This window comes from Nocardioides sp. YIM 152315, from assembly GCF_029210375.1.
GTDB lineage: Bacteria > Actinomycetota > Actinomycetes > Propionibacteriales > Nocardioidaceae > Nocardioides.
In genome coordinates this window covers 186,096-202,534 of record NZ_JARGER010000038.1, presented here as the reverse complement: position 1 = coordinate 202,534, position 16,439 = coordinate 186,096, and the positions used below count along the sequence as shown (strand labels likewise).

Sequence of the window (16,439 nt, the reverse complement as noted above, 5' to 3'; positions counted from 1 at the left end):
TTCGAGACAGGCGCCAGGGCGCCTTCCTCAACCACCGACCGCGGTGGTTGGGGGGGTTGCGCTGGCAACCGTCTCGAAACCACCGCCGAGCCTCGAAGCCACCACCCTCGGCGTGCCACATAGAGTCTGCTGCCGTGAGCGAGAGCGACCAGACCCAGCGGCGCGCGGCACGGCTGGTGCGCTCGGGCCTGCTCGACGTCGAGTTCTACGGCGCCCTCGTCGACAGGTCCTTCGGCTCCGAGGACGACGCGGCGCTCCACGCCGTCACCGAGGGGATGCCCGCGCGGCTGACGTTCAACCCGTTCGTCGACTTCGCGCGGCTGCCGCAGCCGGTACGCCGGGCCTTCCGCGCCGGCCGCGTCGGCGCCGTGCTCAAGCACGTGGAGGCCGAGGAGCTCGGCGCCGGCCCCGACCAGGCTCGCGCCGCGTTGCTGCAGGTCGCCCACGACCTCGGGGCCCGGGACCGCACCGAGCTGCCCGATCCCCTGGTCGACTGGGAGGCCGAGCGTGCCCGGCTCGCGGAGCGGATCCCGGGCCGGACGTCGGTGGTGATCCCGACGTACGAGGACTGGTTCATGACCGTGCGCGCGGCCACCGCGGCGGTCGACGAGAGCGACGGCGCCGACGTGGAGGTCGTCGTCGTCGACAACGGGTCGCAGCCCCACGTCTCACTGGCGCTCGCTGCCGCCCTCGCCGCCGTCGAGGCCGTGCGGGTGGTCCACCTGCCCAGGAACACCGACTTCGCCGGCGGCTCCAACGTCGGCTTCGCGCACTCGACCGGTGGCCGCGTGGTCTTCCTCAACAACGACACCCGCGCGCGCAACGGTTGGCTGCCGCCGCTCCTCGCCCCGCTCGACGATCCCGAGCTCGCGGGCGCCCAGTCGCTGCTGGTCTTCCCCGACGACACGATCCAGGCCGCCGGCACCGTCTTCCTCGACGCGGGCCTGCTGCCGGCGCACCTGCTCGTGGGTCACCCCCGCGCCGACGCCGACGCGGTCGAGGGTCGCCGGTTCTCGGCGGCGACGGCCGCGGCCCTGGCCCTGCGGGCGGAGGACGTGGTGGCGCTGCGCGGCTTCGACCCCGCCTACCGCAACGGCTTCGAGGACGTCGACCTGTCGCTGCGTGCGCTGGAGCTGCGGCCCGGGGGGTTCCGGGTCGCCACCCGCTCGGTCGTGACCCACTACGAGAGCCAATCGCCCGGTCGGTTCGCGAAGGCGATGGACAACCGGCGGACCTTCGTCCGGCGCTGGTCCGGCCGCCTGCCGGAGCCCGAGCGCGAGGTGTACGCCGACCTCGGCTGGGAGCTCGCGCTCCCCGTGGCCGACGACGGGCAGCCGGTGCCCGCCGCGAGACCGGCCGTCGTGGGGCGGCTGCGGCCCGACCCCGCGCGGCTGCGCTGGGGACTGCGGATCCCGTCGACCGGGGGGCACTGGGGCGACCAGTGGGGCGACACCCACTTCGCCGAGGAGCTCGCCGGGGCGCTGCGCCGGCTCGGGCAGGACGCCGTGGTCCACCGGCGCGACGCGCACGTCTCCGCCGCCACGGCGTACGACGACGTGTCGCTGGTGCTCCGCGGCCGGCAGCGGGTGGACCCCGGCCCCGGGCAGACCTCGGTGGTGTGGGTGATCAGCCACCCCGACGAGATCGCGGACGACGAGCTCGCGGGTGCCGACGTCGTCTGTGCCGCCTCGGTGCCGTGGGCCCAGGAGCGCGCCCGGGCTCTCGGGCGGCCGGTGCTCCCGCTGCTGCAGGCGACCGGCCTGCCCGCGGTGGCCGGTGGCGGCGACCGCTCGCCGGTGGCGGTGTTCGTCGGCAGCGCCGAGGACCGCACCCGGCCCATGGTCCACCGGGCGGTGGAGGCGGGCGTGCCGATCGAGGTCTACGGCCGCGCCTGGGACGGGCTGCCGCCGGGGGTCTGGCGAGCCGAGCACCTGCCCAACGACCGGCTCGGCGAGCTCTACCGGGCACACGCGGTCGTGATCGCGGACCACTGGCCCGACATGGCCCGGCGGGGGTTCGTGGCCAACCGGGTGTTCGACGCGGTCGCGTGCGGCGCGCAGGTGCTGTGCGACGACGTGGCCGGGGTGGCGGAGCTGTTCCCCGGGCGCGTGCAGGTGTGCCGCAGCGCGGCCGACCTGCGGACGGCGTACGACGCCGCGCTGGCCGCGCCGGACCTGCCGGTCGCCGAGACGGGTCTCTCCTTCGACGACCGCGCACGTGAACTGCTGCGCGTGGTGCGCGAGCTACGACGCTGAGGCGTCCAGCGGCCGGGGCGCCTTCGGCAGCCAGGTCTCCACGACGTACTCGATGACGTGCATGTCCTCCGGCGCCTCGATGCGGTGCAGACCGGGGATCTGCTGCCAGTCGCCCGTGCGCACGGCGTCGAACGTCATGTACTCCCGGCGCTTGCGCTGGGTGCGGGCGCTGGTGAGGAACGCGTCGGGGTCGGTCCAGTGGCCGAACTCGTCGTCGTCGAGGTGCTTGAGCTCCACGCACGAGCCCTCGGGCAGGTTGTGGTGCGGGGTGCCCTCGGGGTAGAGCAGGAACTCCCACTCGAACGCCTTGGCGTAGGAGAAGCCCGGCAGCACCGGGTGCCCGAAGTGCTCGCGGTTGCGCATCGCGAGGTCGAGGTAGGCGACGCGGTCGCTCTCGACGTAGAGCGGGTGGCGGGGGAGCCGCAGGTTGATCCGGCGGTGCTGCACCTGCCAGCCGAACGCCGAGAGCGCCCGCTCGCCGTCGCGGGTGAGCGCCATGTCGCCGTCCCACTTCACGACGTACGACGTGGTCACGAGCGACTCGGCCCAGTTGTTGAACCGGACCAGGCTGTGTGCCGACTCCGGCGGCGTGTCGAGGTGCTCGGGGCCGCACCGGCTCAGCCGGTAGGGGTAGTCGACCACCCGGAGCCGGTCGCCCAGCCCGTGCCGGTCGGCGATCTCGACCGCGATGGCGGGGGTGTCGTCGGTCGACCGGTTGTCGACCAGCAGGACCTCGTCGGTCGACCGCAGCAGCTGCGGGAGCGACCAGGGCAGCGAGTGCGCCTCGTTGCGGACCCGCAGCACCGCGGTCACCCCGGGCGTGGACGCACCCGACAGGCGGGCCACCTGGTGGTCGGCGACCTCGGGTTCGAGCGTGACGGCGCTCAGGCCGGGCGTCGGCGCCATGACCGGCCTCCCCTCCGTACGGCGAGGCGGCCGGCGAGGCCGCCCTGGTCGCGATCCCTGGCGAGCTCGCGACGCTCCTTCTCGAAACGGTCCTTGGCCCGCCGCAGCCGCCGCTCGGCGGCGCGCACGGACGAGTCGGCGATCTCGGCGGCCTGCTCGTAGAGCTCGATGAAGGCGACGCGGAGGTCGTCGAGCTCGCGGTGGAGCTGCTCGTCGTCCGTGCCCTCCGCCAGCCGGTCGAGAGCGGCCGCGGTGGACTGGACCAGCGTCTGCGCCGGCTCGGGCAGCCGCAGCTCACCGGTCGGTCCGGGCCGGGGTGCCTGGTCGAGGTAGTCGTGCACGGCGCGCAGGTCACGTGCGTTGGCCTCGACGACCGACCGCAGTCCCCACTGCTCGCCGAGCGCGTAGATCGGCACCGTCCAGTCCTCGACGAGGTCGGCCTGGCGGATCGCCATGCGCCGTCCGCCACGGGTGGCGCGTTCGGTGTGCAGCATCAGGTTGAGCCACGAGATCGCCTGGCCGAGCGGGCTCCGGTCGTCCCTGCCGGCCGAGATCACGTGGGACGGCGGGCTGACCGTCAGCACGTGGGCGACGTCGACGTCGAGCCGCGACGCCGCCCCCGCCCACAGGTCGAGGAACCACGGGAGCCCGGCGTCCTCGATGACGATCTCGTCCACCTCGTCGGTGAGGACGGTGTCGAGCCAGCGCTCGACGCGCTCACGGTTCTGGTCCTGCGTGCTCATCCGGCCGGCGTCGAACCATGCCTCGGGACGGGCGTCGTCGACCGCGATGTTCGCGCGCGCCAGCAGGCGCTCGTGCAGCTCGGCGACCCAGGGTGCGGAGCCGTGCTCGAGGGTCGGGGCGTGCATGCCGAGGATGCTCAGCACGCCGGCCACCGTGCCGGGACCCGAGGTCCCCGCACCCAGTACGAGAACGGCGTTGCGCCGCTCCTCCGCCATCGTCTCCCCCGAGAGCTGTCGTGCTAGCCCGACCACTGGTGCACCCTCGTCACGCGGTGGCGCGGGCCGGGGCAACCGATGTCCGGTGCGGTTGTGGACATGTGCCAGCATGATACAGAGGACGCTCCGGGTGCACCTTTCGGTTGCCTCTACCGCTAACTGCGCTGCGTCGGGTGGGGGTGGAGGCGGCGTCGCGGAATACCCGGTGCACCGGGTATTCCTGCACCTCTCGGGCGTTGCAACACCCGAGAACCGCAGGCGTTGCCACAGAAGTACGCCGTTCGGGCGGACGCGTCGTCGGGTTCCGAGACGCGCCGACACGACCTCCTTCGCCGGTCGTGGCCGCCTCGACCTTCGGCGCCGATCGGTGACCCCGAAACCTCGGTCACCGGCGCCTCGCCCTACTTGGCCTTCCGAGCGCGCGCCGCGATCGGCGCAACTTCGTCGCGGGTCCGAGCCCGCGCCGCGATCGGCGCGACTTCGTCGCGAGCCCGCGCCCGCGCCGCGACCTCGCCGCGCAACTGCTCGCCCCGCAGACGACGAGCGGGCGGAACCCTCCGCCCGTGCCTCACTCCGGGCCCTACCTGCTCGCCTTGCGCGCTCGGCTCGCGATCTTCGCCCGCTCGTTCTGGTCGAGCACGACCTTGCGGATCCGCACCGTCTCCGGTGTGACCTCGACGCACTCGTCCTCGCGGCAGAACTCCAGGCACTGCTCGAGCGACAGCCTGCGCGGCGGGATCAGCTTCTCGAAGTTGTCGGAGGTCGCCGACCGGATGTTGGTCTGCTGCTTCTCCTTGGTGATGTTGACGTCCATGTCGTCGGCGCGGGAGTTCTCGCCGACGATCATGCCCTCGTAGACCTCGGTCGTCGGCTCGACGAACATCACGCCGCGCTCCTGCAACGAGGTCATGGCGTACGCCGTGGCCGCGCCGGACCGGTCGGCGACCAGGGAGCCCGAGGCGCGCGAGCGGATCTCGCCGGCCCACGGCTCGTAGCCCTCCGAGATGTGGTGGGCGATGCCGGTGCCGCGGGTGGCGGTCAGGAACTCGGTGCGGAAGCCGATCAGGCCGCGCGCGGGGACCAGGAACTCCATCCGCACCCAGCCGGTGCCGTGGTTGGTCATCTGCTCCATGCGGCCCTTGCGGGTCGCGAGCATCTCGGTGACCGTGCCCAGGTACTCCTCCGGCGCGTCGATCGTCAGCCGCTCGACGGGCTCGTGGACCTTGCCGTCGACCTCGCGGGTGACCACCTGCGGCTTGCCGACGGTGAGCTCGTAGCCCTCGCGGCGCATCTGCTCGACGAGGATCGCGAGCGCCAGCTCGCCGCGGCCCTGCACCTCCCACGCGTCCGGACGCTCGGTCGGGAGCACCCGCAGCGACACGTTGCCGACCAGCTCGGCGTCGAGGCGGTCCTTGACCAGGCGGGCGGTGACCTTGCCGCCCTTGACGCGACCGACCAGCGGGCTGGTGTTGGTGCCGATCGTCATCGAGATCGCCGGCTCGTCGACGTGGATGAGCGGCAGCGCGACCGGCTTCTCGGAGTCGGCGAGGGTCTCGCCGATGGTGATCTCGGGGATGCCCGCGACCGCCACGATGTCGCCCGGACCGGCGGACTCTCCCGGCTTGCGCTCGAGGCCCTCGGTGATGAGCAGCTCGGTGATGCGGACGTTCTTGACGTCACCGTCGCGACGGATCCAGGCGACGGTCTGGCCCTTGCGCAGGCTGCCCTGCTTGATGCGCAGCAGCGCGAGGCGGCCGAGGAAGGGAGACGCGTCGAGGTTCGTCACGTGGGCCTGGAGCGGTGCGCCCTCGTCGTACGTCGGCGCGGGGATCGTCTCGAGGATGGTCCTGAAGAGCGGCTCGAGGTCGGTGCCGTCGGGGAGCTGGCCGTTGTCGGGCTGCTCCAGGCTGGCGATGCCGGCCTTGCCGGAGGCGTAGACGACGGGGAAGTCGAGCGCGTCCTGGCGGTGGCTGTCGTCGAGGAGGTCCATGAAGAGCTCGTAGGTCTCGTCGACGACCTCCTCGATGCGGGCGTCGCCGCGGTCGACCTTGTTGACGACCAGCACGACAGGCATGTCGGCGTTGAGCGCCTTGCGCAGCACGAACCGGGTCTGCGGCAGCGGGCCCTCGGAGGCGTCGACCAGCAGCACGATGCCGTCGACCATCGACAGCCCCCGCTCGACCTCGCCGCCGAAGTCGGCGTGGCCGGGGGTGTCGATGATGTTGATCGTCATCCCGTCGGGGGCCGACGGGCCGGTGTAGTGGATCGCGGTGTTCTTCGCGAGGATCGTGATGCCCTTCTCGCGCTCGAGGTCGCCGGAGTCCATGACGCGCTCCGCCACGCTCTCGGCCTCGTGCTCGGTGAAGGCTCCCGCCTGGCGGAGCATCGCGTCGACGAGGGTGGTCTTGCCGTGGTCGACGTGCGCGACGATCGCGACGTTGCGGAGGTCGGTGCGGGTGGTGGTAGGCACGAGGGTCGAGTCTAGTGGCGGGGTACGCCGTCGGCCGCATCGTGCGTACGGTGATCACATGCCGCGCATCGCCACCGCCGACCGCGTCGACCGCGACCAGCTGCTCGACTTCGTGCGCGGCCGGCACCATCTCGTGCTCGTCACCACCCGTGCCGACGGCCGGCCGCAGGTCTCGCCGGTGACCGGCGGGGTCGACGACGCCGGCCGGATCGTCATCTCGACCTACCCCGACCGGGCGAAGGCCGCCAACCTCCGCAAGCGGCCGGTCGCGTCGGTGCTGGTGCTCTCCGACGAGTGGGACGACGCGTGGGTCCAGGTCGACGGCACGGCCGAGGTGCTGGACATGCCGGCGCGGGAGGCCGAGGACGGACTGGTCGAGTACTACCGCTGCATCGCGGGCGAGCACCCGGACTGGGAGGACTACCGCGCGGCGATGCGCAGCCAGGGCAAGTCACTGATCCGGATCACCGTCGACGCGTGGGGGCCGGTCGCCACCGGAGGCTTCCCGCCGGACCGCGCACCGTGATGCCGTGCCGCTTCGTCCCGCCGTACCTGCTGGCCAGGGTCGCCCCGTCGAGCCTGGTGGTGGACGAGGCGCTGCGTGCCGGACGCACGACGCCGGTGCCGACCCGGGCCCCGGCGCTCCCGGTCCCGGGCCCCGCGTGGACGGTGCACACCGCCGGCAACACCACGGACCTGCCCGGGCGAGCGGTCCGCTCCGCGGGTGACGGAGCGTCCGGCGACGCCGCCGTCGACGAGGCGGCCGACGGCATCACCGCGGCGCTGGCACTGTTCGCGGAGGTCTACGGACGCGCGTCGTACGACGACGCCGGTGCACCGGTGAGCCTGACCGTGCACTACGGCCGGGACTACGACAACGCCTTCTGGGACGGCACGCAGCTGGTCTTCGGCGACGGTGACGGGCAGCTCTTCGGGAGGTTCACCCGGCCGGTCGACGTGCTCGGTCACGAGCTGACCCACGCGGTCACCGAGCACTCCGCAGGTCTCGTCTACCGCGACCAGCCGGGCGCGCTGAACGAGTCCGTGTCCGACGCGTTCGCCGCCTGCCTCAAGCAGCGACTGCTCGGCCAGACGGCCGACCAGGGCGACTGGCTGATCGGCGAGGGGATCTTCCTGCCCGGTGTGCAGGCGCGGGCGCTGCGCGACATGGCCGCTCCCGGCACGGCGTACGACGACCCGGCGCTGGGCCGCGACCCGCAGGTCGGCTCGATGGCCGACTTCGTGGTCACCAGCGAGGACAACGGGGGCGTGCATCTCAACTCCGGCATCCCCAACCGGGCCTTCCAGCTCGCCGCCGTCGCGATCGGCGGCACCACCTGGGAGGGTGCCGGACGGGTCTGGTACGCCGCGCTCACCGGCGGCGCGGTCGGCGCGGACACCGACTTCGCGGGCTTCGCCGCGGCGACGATCGCCGCCGCCGGGTCGGCCGCGGACGCGGTCGGCACCGCGTGGGAGACCGTCGGGGTCACGCCGTCCACCTCCGCCCCGCCGCCCGACCCGGGCTCGGCCGCGGCGTCGTCGCGTCGGGTCGCGGTGCGGCGTACCGGTGGCTTCGCCGGCCTCCGCACCGCCGGCGAGCTCGACCTCGACGGCGACGACCCGCGCGGCCCGGAGCTCGCCGCCCTCGTCGACCGCGTCGACCTCGCCTCCGTCGCCGGAGGTCCACCCCAGCCCGACCGGTTCGTCTACGACTTCGACCTCTGCGGCGACGCCGCGACGGTGCCCGAGCAGCATCTCACCGCCGACCTGCGCCGCATCGCCGACCTGCTCCTCGAGTCGCCCCGCACCGACCCGCGGGGTGCTCACTGGCGGTAGCACCGCGATAGTCCGTCACGAGATGGCTGCCTGGGAGCGCTCCGGGACAGGCACTTCGTGACGGACTATCCCAGCGCGCGATCGAGCGCCGCCGCCACGTGCAGCGAGGTGCCGGGGAAGACCGGGATGTCGGCGTCGGCCTGGTGGACGAGCAGCTCGAGCTCGGTGCAGCCGAGGATGACGCCACCGGCGCCCGCGTCCCAGAGCTCGTCGACGAGGCCGACGACGGTGCGCCGCGAGCCGTCCAGCACCTTCCCGTGCACGAGCTCGTCGTAGATGATCCGGTTGACGGTCTCGTGGTGCCGCTCGTCCGGGACATGGACGGTCAAGCCGTGGGAGGCGATCCGGTCGGTGAAGAACGACCGCGACATCGCGAACGTCGTGCCGAGGAAGCCCACCGACTCCAGCCCCTGCGCCCGGCAGGCATCCGCGACCACGTCGGCGAGGTGCAGCAGCGGGATCCCCACGGCCTCGGCCACCTGGTCGGCGACGCGGTGGAACGTCGTGGTGCACAGCAGCAGGAAGTCCGCGCCGCCCGCCTCGACCCCGCGGGCGGCCGCGGACAGGAGGTCGGCGACGTCGTCCCACCGCTCCTGCTCCTGCAGCGCGGTCACCTCGGCGAAGTCCACCGAGGCCAGCATCGTCCTCGCGGACGACAGCCCGCCGACCCGCTCCTCCACGGCCCGGTTGAGCTGCTGGTAGTAGACCGCGCTGCTCTCCCAGCTCAGCCCTCCGACGAGACCGATCGTCTGCATTCGAGGAGTCTGGCAGACGCTGACCCGTCAGAGAGTCTCTGCCGGGTCAGCGGTGCGGTGGACCTTGTGCTGGGCGGCCTGGGCGCGCGGACGGATCACGAGCTCGTCGACGTTGACGTGGGGCGGGCGCGTGACCATCCAGGTGATCGCGTCGGCGATGTCCTCAGCGGTCAACGGCTCCGCGACCCCGGCGTACACCGCGTCCGCCTTCTGCCGGTCGCCCTCGAAGCGCACGAGTGCGAACTCGTCGGTCTTCACCATGCCGGGCGCGATCTCCATGACCCGCACCGGCTGGTCCCACAGCTCCAGGCGCAGCGTCTCGCTGACGACCTGCGTGCCGTGCTTCGCGGCGGTGTAGCCCGCGCCGCCCTCGTAGGCGATCCGTCCGGCGGTGGAGCCGACGTTGAGGATCGCGCCCGCGCCGCTGGCGACGAGCGCGGGCAGCAGGGCCCGGGTGACCTGCATCAGGCCGATCACGTTCACCTCGTACATCCGCCGCCAGTCGTCGGCGTCCGCCGCGCCCACCGGCGCCGAGCCGAAGGCGCCGCCGGCGTTGTTGACGAGTACGTCGAGCCGGTCACCGACCAGGGACGCGAGGTGCGCGACGGACTCCTCGCTCGTCACGTCGCACTCGACCGGCGTGCCGCCGATCTCGGCGGCCAGCGCGTCGATCCGGTCGCGCCGCCGGGCGGCGCAGAAGACGTGGTAGCCGGCGGCAGCGAGCCGGCGGGCGGTCGCGGCGCCGATGCCGCTGCTGGCGCCGGTGACGACGGCGGTCCGGGAGGTCGCGGAGGAGGTCATGTCCTCATTCTCGGGGATCCGTCGACAGGAACACGTTTCACCGGCGTGCGGAGGAGGGAGGCTCACCAGTCGTCCAGGGTCGGTCGGCCGGAAGGAGATGGACCGGTGCGCATCCTCGCCCCTCTCGCGGGACTCGTCGGCGGTCTCGCGTGGATCGGGGCGCTCGCGCTGGAGCAGGTCGACCGTACGGCGCTCGCCGACGCGGCCGAGCTGGTCGGCCTGCCGCTCCTCCTCGGCGCCGCGGTGGCGACCGGGGCCAGCCTCGTCACCCGCAGCACGACGTGGCTGCGCGCGATCGTGGGCGTCTGCTTCGCGCTGCTGGTCTGGTCGGTGGTGCAGCTCGTCGCCGACGGCGCCGACGAGCGTCTGGTGCACGCGCTGGTCGGAGCCGGTGCCGTCGTCGTCGCGACCGCGGCGCTGAGCCGTCGGCCGGAGCGCTCGGACGACCCGGGCGGGCACCGGTCCAGGGGCGCGCACGCCCGCTGAGACGCCCGTTGGGAATCATCGGGGGTGGGTACGTGTTCACCAGTGTCGGACCGACAGTATGACGAGATGACCGAGGTGCCTGGTGGAGCCGATCCGGCGTGTGGCGATGATCAGCCTGCACACCTCCCCGCTCGACCAGCCGGGCACCGGTGACGCCGGCGGCATGAACGTCTACGTGATCGAGCTGGCCCGCCGGCTGGCCGGTCGCGGCATCGAGGTCGACATCTTCACGCGGGCCACCAGCTCGGCCCTCGACCCGGTGGTCGACGACGGCGACGGAGTCTCGGTGCGCCATGTCCACGCCGGGCCGTTCGAGGGGCTGACCAAGGCGGAGCTGCCCGGTCAGCTGTGCGTCTTCGCCCGCGAGGTGCTGCGGGCCGAGGCGGCACAGCCGCTGGGCCACTACGACGCCGTGCACTCGCACTACTGGCTCTCGGGTCAGGTCGGCGCGCTCGCACGCGACCGCTGGGGCGTGCCGCTCGTGCACTCGATGCACACGATGGCCAAGGTCAAGAACGACGCCCTCGCCGCAGGCGACGCGCCCGAGCCGTCCGCCCGCGTCATCGGCGAGGAGCAGGTGGTCGCGGCCGCCGACATGCTCATCGCCAACACCGACCTCGAGGCCAAGCAGCTCCTCAACCTGTACGACGCCGAGCCGTCCCGCATCGAGGTCGTCCACCCCGGCGTCGACCTCGGTGTCTTCCGCCCGCACGACAAGGCCGAGGTCCGGGCCGCCCTGGGCCTCCCGGCCGACGCCGCCGTGCTGATGTTCGCCGGTCGGATCCAGCCGCTCAAGGCCCCCGACGTGCTCCTGCGCGCGGTCGCCGAGCTCCTCGCGCGGGCCCCCGACCTGCGCCCGCGGCTGGTCGTCCCGATCGTCGGCGGCCCCTCGGGCTCCGGCCTCGAGCACCCGGAGTCGCTCGCGCAGCTCTCCGGGCAGCTCGGCCTCGACGACGTGGTGCGCTTCGTCCCGCCCGTCGCCCAGGCCGACCTCGCACGCTGGTGCTCGGCCGCGACGCTGGTCGCGGTCCCGTCGTACAACGAGTCCTTCGGCCTCGTCGCCGCCGAGGCCCAAGCCACCGGCACGCCGGTGGTCGCGGCCGCGGTCGGCGGACTGACGACGGTCGTGCGCGACGGCCACAGCGGGCTGCTCGTCGACACGCACGACCCGCGCGACTGGGCGGCCGCGCTGCACCGCATCGTCGCCGACGAGCGGCTGCGGCTGCGGCTCGAGGCCGGCGCCCTCGAGCAGGCCCGGCAGTTCTCCTGGGAGCGCACCGCCGAGCGCACGCTCGAGGTCTACGACCAGGCCCGCGTCGAGCTCGCCCAGACGGTCCGATGAGCGACCCCGGCAGCGACCCCGGTCAGGTGATCCGCGACCACCTCGCCGCGGCCGAGGTGGAGTACGACGAGGTCGCCGACGGCGTCTTCTCGTTCTCGCTGCCCGGCGAGCGCAAGCTCCAGACCGCGGTCCGGCTGGACGTCGGTGCGCACGCGCTCGGCGTCCACGCGTTCGTGTGCCGCCAGCCCGACGAGAACCACGAGCGCGTCTACCGCTGGCTACTCGAGCGCAACCTGCGGATGTACGCCGTCGCGTTCGCCGTCGACCGGCTCGGCGACATCTACCTCGACGGCCGCCTCCCGCTCGCGGCGGTCACGTCGGAGGAGCTCGACCGTGTGCTCGGTGCCGTCCTCACCTACGCCGACGAGTCCTTCAACACCATCCTCGAGCTCGGCTTCGCCTCCTCGATCCGCAAGGAGTGGGAGTGGCGCAAGCTGCGAGGCGAGCCGACGAAGAACCTCGAGGCGTTCCGCGGCTGGCTCGAGTCGGACGCGGAACCCGAGCACTGACCGACGGCGGCACGCCCGACGCCGGCATCACTGCTCCGCGGCGCCCTCCTGCACGAGGTCGTCGACCTCGATGTCGAAGCTCACGTTGCTGCCCTCGACCCCGGTGACGGTCACCGTCAGCCCGACCTTGTCGGGGCCGGCGGTCAGCGTGCACCGGATGTCGGCGCCCTCCTCGCCGTCGAGGTCGTCGGGACACTCGACGTCGTCCGGGGCCGTGCCGACCTCGTTCTCGAGCTGGGACGAGACCTCCTGCTCGAGATCGGCACGATCGACGGTCGGCGTGGACGCGCAGCCGACGGTCAGGACCGTGGCCGCGGCCACGGCGAGCAGGCACCGAAGCGTGGAGGGTGACGTCATCCGCCGATGATGGACGACGCCGGGGACTGCTGCCAAGCCCGGTCCGGTCCGGTCAGGCCGGCGCCGGCGGGCGGGTGACCGAACGCGGCTTGCGCCGCGCGACGGCGACGCCGACGAGCGCCAGCGCGCCCCCGACGTACGCCATCGACGGCGGGGTCTCGTCGAGGAAGACCAGGCCCATCACGATCGTGATCGGCGGGACCAGGTAGGTGGTCACGCCCAGGTTGCTGGCCGTCATGTGACGCAGGGCGTAGGCGTAGGTCGTGAACGCGATCGCGGTCGGGAAGACGCCGAGGTAGACCAGCCACAGGCTCGACGACACCGGCGCGTCCCGCGCCTGGTCGACGAGCTGCCCGGCGAACGGCAGGCACACGACCGCACCCACCGTGCAGGCGAGCCAGGTGACGTGGATCGCCGGCAGCCGGGCGACCAGCGGCTTCTGGAGGATCAGGCTGATGGAGTAGACCAGTGCCGAGGTCAGGCACAGGACGACGCCCAGGAGGTCATGGTCGCTCCCCTCGGTGGTCGAGAAGCTGATCAGGCCGACGCCGGCGAAGGCGAGGGCGAGGCCACCCGCGAGGTAGGCCGTGAACCGCTCGTTGAGGAAGACCGCCGCCAGCACGGCGATCAGCACCGGCGAGACCTGGATCAGCATCGCGGCGGTGCCGGCGTCCACACGCCGCTCGCCCGCGTTGAGCGCGACGTTGTAGACGCCGAACCACAGCACGCCGATCGTGACGATCGAGACCCACTGGCGGCCGGTCGGGCGCGGCAGGCCGCGCGGCAGCGCGACCGCGCCGAGGCAGATCGCGCCCACGACGAGCCGGCCCAGCGAGAGCGCGCCAGGGGAGAAGTCGTGGCCGAGGTGGCGGATCGCGACGAACGCCGACGCCCAGAAGAACAGCGTGACGCTCACCGCGGCCAGCGGCAGCCACGGAGCCGGGTGAGCCGTCGTACCGGTGCTCTCGGGGGCCGTCGTGCTCGTCACTCCGTCAGCCTAGGCAGACCCACCGACACCCGACACGCGGATTTCGGACGATGATGCGCGATCGGCTGCCAGGTTGCGCACGCTCCGGTCAGAGGTCGAGCTTGTAGCCGAGGCCGCGCACGGTGACGAGGAACTTCGGCTCGCTCGGGTCGGGCTCGATCTTCGAGCGCAGCCGCTTCACGTGCACGTCGAGCGTCTTGGTGTCGCCGACGTAGTCGGAGCCCCACACACGGTCGATGAGCTGACCGCGGGTCAGCACCCGGCCGGGGTTGCGCAGGAACATCTCCAGCAGCTCGAACTCCTTGAGCGGCAGCCGTTGCGCGGCACCGTCGACCGTGACCACGTGGCGCTCGACATCCATCCGGATCGGCCCCGCCTCGAGCGTCGCCGGGGCGGCGTCGGGCTCGTGGCCACGACGCAGCACCGCGCGGATCCGCGCGACGAGCTCGCGGGGGGAGTACGGCTTCGTGACGTAGTCGTCGGCGCCCAGCTCGAGCCCGACGACCTTGTCGACCTCGTCGTCCTTGGCGCTGACCATGATCACGGGCACGCTCGAGCTCTGCCGGATCTGGCGGCACACCTCGGTGCCGGGGATCCCCGGCAGCATCAGGTCGAGCAGCACGATGTCGGCGCCGTTGCGGTCGAACTCCGTCAGCGCGGCGTTGCCGTCGGCCGCGATCGAGACCTCGAACCCTTCCTTGCGGAGCATGTAGGCGAGGGCCTCGCTGTAGCTCTCTTCGTCCTCCACGACGAGTACCCGGGTCACCGGCCTGCCTCCTGGCTCTCCCTCACGGAGATGTAGCGGGGGAGGGTCAGGGTGAAGGTGGATCCCTGCCCCTCGACGGACCACACGTGGACGTCCCCGCCGTGCGAGGCGGCCACGTGCTTGACGATGGACAGGCCGAGTCCCGTGCCACCGGTCGAGCGGTGCCGGGCGGGGTCGACCCGGTAGAACCGCTCGAAGATGCGGTCGATCTCGTCGGCGGGGATGCCGATGCCCTGGTCGACGACGGAGATCGAGAGGTGGTGGTCGTCCACCTTCGTCGAGACCAGCACGGTGGAGCCCGGCTCGGAGTAGGACACCGCGTTGGCGACGAGGTTCGCGACCGCGGCGGTCACCTGCTCCTCGTTGCCGAGCACCGCGAGGTCGCGCGTGCCGCTCGCCACCACGGTGATCTGCTTCGACGCGGCGTCGATCGCGCTGGTGTCGACCGCCACGCGGATCACCTCGTCGATCGCGACCGGCACCGGCGCCTCGAGCGGGTCGTCGCCCTGCAGCCGGGACAGCTCGATGACCTGCTGCACCAGGCGCGTGAGCCGGTCGCTCTCGGTGAGCATCCGGTCCGAGAAGCGCTTGACCGCCTCGGGGTCGCCGGCGGCGTCGTGCACGGCCTCCGCGAGGAGCCGGATCGCGCCGACCGGCGTCTTGAGCTCGTGGCTCACGTTGGCGACGAAGTCGCGGCGCACGGCCTCGACGCGGCGCTCGCGGGTACGGTCCTCGACCAGCGCGAGCACGAGGCGCGCGCCGAGGGGAGCGACCCGCGCGGTCACGTGGCGGGAGGGCGACCCCGGCCGCGCCATCACCAGCTCGGTCTCGCGGATCTGCCCGTCACGGCGTACCTGCTGGACGAGCGCCGCGAGGTCGCTGGAGACGAGCTCCTGACCGCGGACCAGGCCCATGGAGTACGCCGGCGCCGAGGCCTTGAGCACGGTGTCGCTGTCGTCGACGACGACGGCGCTGCTGCGGAGCACGGAGAGGACGGTGGCGACGCCGGCGGGCACGGCGGGCTCGTCGGTCGCTGCCGGGACGGCGTGCTGCTGACGGTCGCTGACGTGCCAGGCGAGCACGGCGCCGCCGGCGACGACGGCGCCGATGAGCGCGGCGAGGAACGCCTGCGTCGTCGCATCCACACTCCGAATCGTACGAGTCGATTCACCGGAGGTTGGCAACCGCTGAGCTCGCTCGCCAGAAGTTCATCCCGCGTTCACGGACCGTCCTCCGCCTGTCATCTCGGCTGCCTAGGCTCGCCGCCATGCGAGAGGCCTTCCACGAACAGCTCGACGCCATGTTCCACGACCTGGCGGCCATCTGCGGCAGCGTCGAGACCGCCGTCCGTCTGGCGACGGAGGCGCTCCTGGGTGGCGACGCCGAGACAGCCGAGCGGGTGATCAGCGCCGACGTCGACATCGACCGGGCGACCGAGCGGGTCGAGGACTCGGCGTTCCTGCTGCTGTCGCTCCAGCAGCCGGTCGCGAGCGACCTGCGCACGGTCGTCGCCGCGCTGCGGATGGTCAGCGAGCTCGAGCGGATGGGCGACCTCTCCGTGCACGTCGCGAAGATCGCCCGCCTGCGGGTGCCCAACCTCGCCGTGCCCGACGACGTGAGCCCGATCATCGAGCGGATGGCCGCCGTCGCCGAGGACATGGTCTGCCGGGTCTCGAAGATCATCACCGACCGCAACGTCGACGACGCCCTCGCGCTCGTCCACGCCGACGACGAGATGGACCAGCTCCGCCGGACCAGCTTCGCCGAGCTGCTCTCGGCCGACTGGACCCACGGTGTCGAGGCGGCCGTGGACATCGCCCTGCTCGGCCGCTACTACGAGCGCATCGCCGACCACGCCGTCTCGGTCGCCAACCGGGTGGTCTTCGTCGTCACGGGGGAGAACCCCGCATCCGTCGGCGCCTGAGGGCGGCCCGGGGCGGGGTGGCGGTGGGTTATGCACCGTTCGGGTGGCGGAAAGGGTGCCGGAGCCACCGCCGCCCGGGCTCCGG

At 72.7% G+C, this 16,439-nt stretch carries 16 protein-coding genes; 7 read left to right on the top strand and 9 right to left on the bottom strand.

Annotated features, from left to right (window positions below; translation table 11 throughout):
• Positions 1–134: 134 nt before the first annotated feature.
• A complete protein-coding gene (locus PZ894_RS15380; RefSeq protein WP_275746095.1) occupies positions 135–2,255 on the top strand; it encodes a glycosyltransferase in 2,121 nt (706 codons plus the stop codon).
• Here the strand turns inward: PZ894_RS15380 and PZ894_RS15375 are convergent.
• From PZ894_RS15375 to typA, 3 genes are all read right to left on the bottom strand, one after another.
• The gene (locus PZ894_RS15375; protein ID WP_275746093.1) at positions 2,244–3,161 is read right to left on the bottom strand and encodes a glycosyltransferase family 2 protein; all 918 of its coding nucleotides are present in this window, start codon (positions 3,159–3,161) and stop codon (positions 2,244–2,246) included. The two genes, PZ894_RS15380 and PZ894_RS15375, sit on opposite strands and share 12 nt — an antisense overlap.
• Positions 3,140–4,156: a hypothetical protein gene (locus tag PZ894_RS15370; RefSeq protein WP_275746091.1), complete on the bottom strand. Its 1,017-nt coding sequence runs from the start codon at positions 4,154–4,156 to the stop codon at positions 3,140–3,142. The genes PZ894_RS15375 and PZ894_RS15370 overlap by 22 nt, the downstream gene beginning before the upstream one ends.
• A gap of 544 nt (positions 4,157–4,700) precedes the next feature.
• Positions 4,701–6,590, bottom strand: coding sequence for a translational GTPase TypA (gene typA / locus PZ894_RS15365; RefSeq protein ID WP_275746090.1), 1,890 nt, complete (start codon positions 6,588–6,590; stop codon positions 4,701–4,703).
• A 58-nt stretch (positions 6,591–6,648) separates the two neighbouring features.
• On the opposite strand from typA, the gene PZ894_RS15360 reads away from it, so the two are divergent.
• Both PZ894_RS15360 and PZ894_RS15355 read left to right on the top strand, forming a co-directional pair.
• The gene (locus PZ894_RS15360) at positions 6,649–7,116 is read left to right on the top strand and encodes a PPOX class F420-dependent oxidoreductase (protein ID WP_275746088.1); all 468 of its coding nucleotides are present in this window, start codon (positions 6,649–6,651) and stop codon (positions 7,114–7,116) included.
• Positions 7,068–8,426, top strand: a complete 1,359-nt coding sequence (locus PZ894_RS15355) for a protealysin inhibitor emfourin (RefSeq protein WP_275746087.1) — start codon at positions 7,068–7,070, stop codon at positions 8,424–8,426. The genes PZ894_RS15360 and PZ894_RS15355 overlap by 49 nt, the downstream gene beginning before the upstream one ends.
• Before the next feature lie 65 nt (positions 8,427–8,491).
• Here the strand turns inward: PZ894_RS15355 and PZ894_RS15350 are convergent, their stop codons facing one another.
• Positions 8,492–9,181 carry an amino acid racemase gene (locus tag PZ894_RS15350; protein WP_275746085.1) on the bottom strand — a complete coding sequence of 230 codons (690 nt, stop codon included), beginning with the start codon at positions 9,179–9,181 and terminating at the stop codon, positions 8,492–8,494.
• A 27-nt stretch (positions 9,182–9,208) separates the two neighbouring features.
• Positions 9,209–9,982, bottom strand: coding sequence for an SDR family NAD(P)-dependent oxidoreductase (locus PZ894_RS15345; protein WP_275746084.1), 774 nt, complete (start codon positions 9,980–9,982; stop codon positions 9,209–9,211).
• 105 nt (positions 9,983–10,087) lie between these two features.
• Between PZ894_RS15345 and PZ894_RS15340 the strand changes: the two genes are divergently transcribed.
• The 3 genes from PZ894_RS15340 (at position 10,088) to PZ894_RS15330 (ending at position 12,319) form a co-directional block, all read left to right on the top strand.
• Positions 10,088–10,468, top strand: a complete 381-nt coding sequence (locus PZ894_RS15340) for a hypothetical protein (RefSeq protein WP_275746083.1) — start codon at positions 10,088–10,090, stop codon at positions 10,466–10,468.
• Positions 10,469–10,574: 106 nt separating this feature from the next.
• Positions 10,575–11,810, top strand: a complete 1,236-nt coding sequence (mshA, locus tag PZ894_RS15335; RefSeq protein WP_275746418.1) for a D-inositol-3-phosphate glycosyltransferase — start codon at positions 10,575–10,577, stop codon at positions 11,808–11,810.
• Complete coding sequence (locus PZ894_RS15330; RefSeq protein ID WP_275746081.1) at positions 11,807–12,319, top strand: YbjN domain-containing protein; 513 nt, start codon at positions 11,807–11,809, stop codon at positions 12,317–12,319. Before mshA ends, PZ894_RS15330 begins: the two co-directional genes overlap by 4 nt.
• Positions 12,320–12,346: 27 nt before the next feature.
• Here the strand turns inward: PZ894_RS15330 and PZ894_RS15325 are convergent, their stop codons facing one another.
• The 4 genes from PZ894_RS15325 to PZ894_RS15310 all read right to left on the bottom strand — a co-directional run bounded on the left by PZ894_RS15325 (position 12,347) and on the right by PZ894_RS15310 (position 15,575).
• The gene (locus PZ894_RS15325) at positions 12,347–12,676 is read right to left on the bottom strand and encodes a DUF4333 domain-containing protein (protein ID WP_275746079.1); all 330 of its coding nucleotides are present in this window, start codon (positions 12,674–12,676) and stop codon (positions 12,347–12,349) included.
• A 52-nt stretch (positions 12,677–12,728) separates the two neighbouring features.
• Positions 12,729–13,664, bottom strand: coding sequence for a DMT family transporter (locus tag PZ894_RS15320; protein ID WP_275746078.1), 936 nt, complete (start codon positions 13,662–13,664; stop codon positions 12,729–12,731).
• A gap of 88 nt (positions 13,665–13,752) precedes the next feature.
• Complete coding sequence (locus PZ894_RS15315) at positions 13,753–14,430, bottom strand: response regulator transcription factor (protein ID WP_275746076.1); 678 nt, start codon at positions 14,428–14,430, stop codon at positions 13,753–13,755.
• Positions 14,427–15,575: an ATP-binding protein gene (locus tag PZ894_RS15310; protein ID WP_275746075.1), complete on the bottom strand. Its 1,149-nt coding sequence runs from the start codon at positions 15,573–15,575 to the stop codon at positions 14,427–14,429. Before PZ894_RS15310 ends, PZ894_RS15315 begins: the two co-directional genes overlap by 4 nt.
• A 122-nt stretch (positions 15,576–15,697) precedes the next feature.
• Here PZ894_RS15310 and phoU point away from each other — a divergent pair, with 122 nt between their 5' ends.
• Complete coding sequence (gene phoU / locus PZ894_RS15305; RefSeq protein ID WP_275746073.1) at positions 15,698–16,354, top strand: phosphate signaling complex protein PhoU; 657 nt, start codon at positions 15,698–15,700, stop codon at positions 16,352–16,354.
• Positions 16,355–16,439 lie beyond the last annotated feature (85 nt).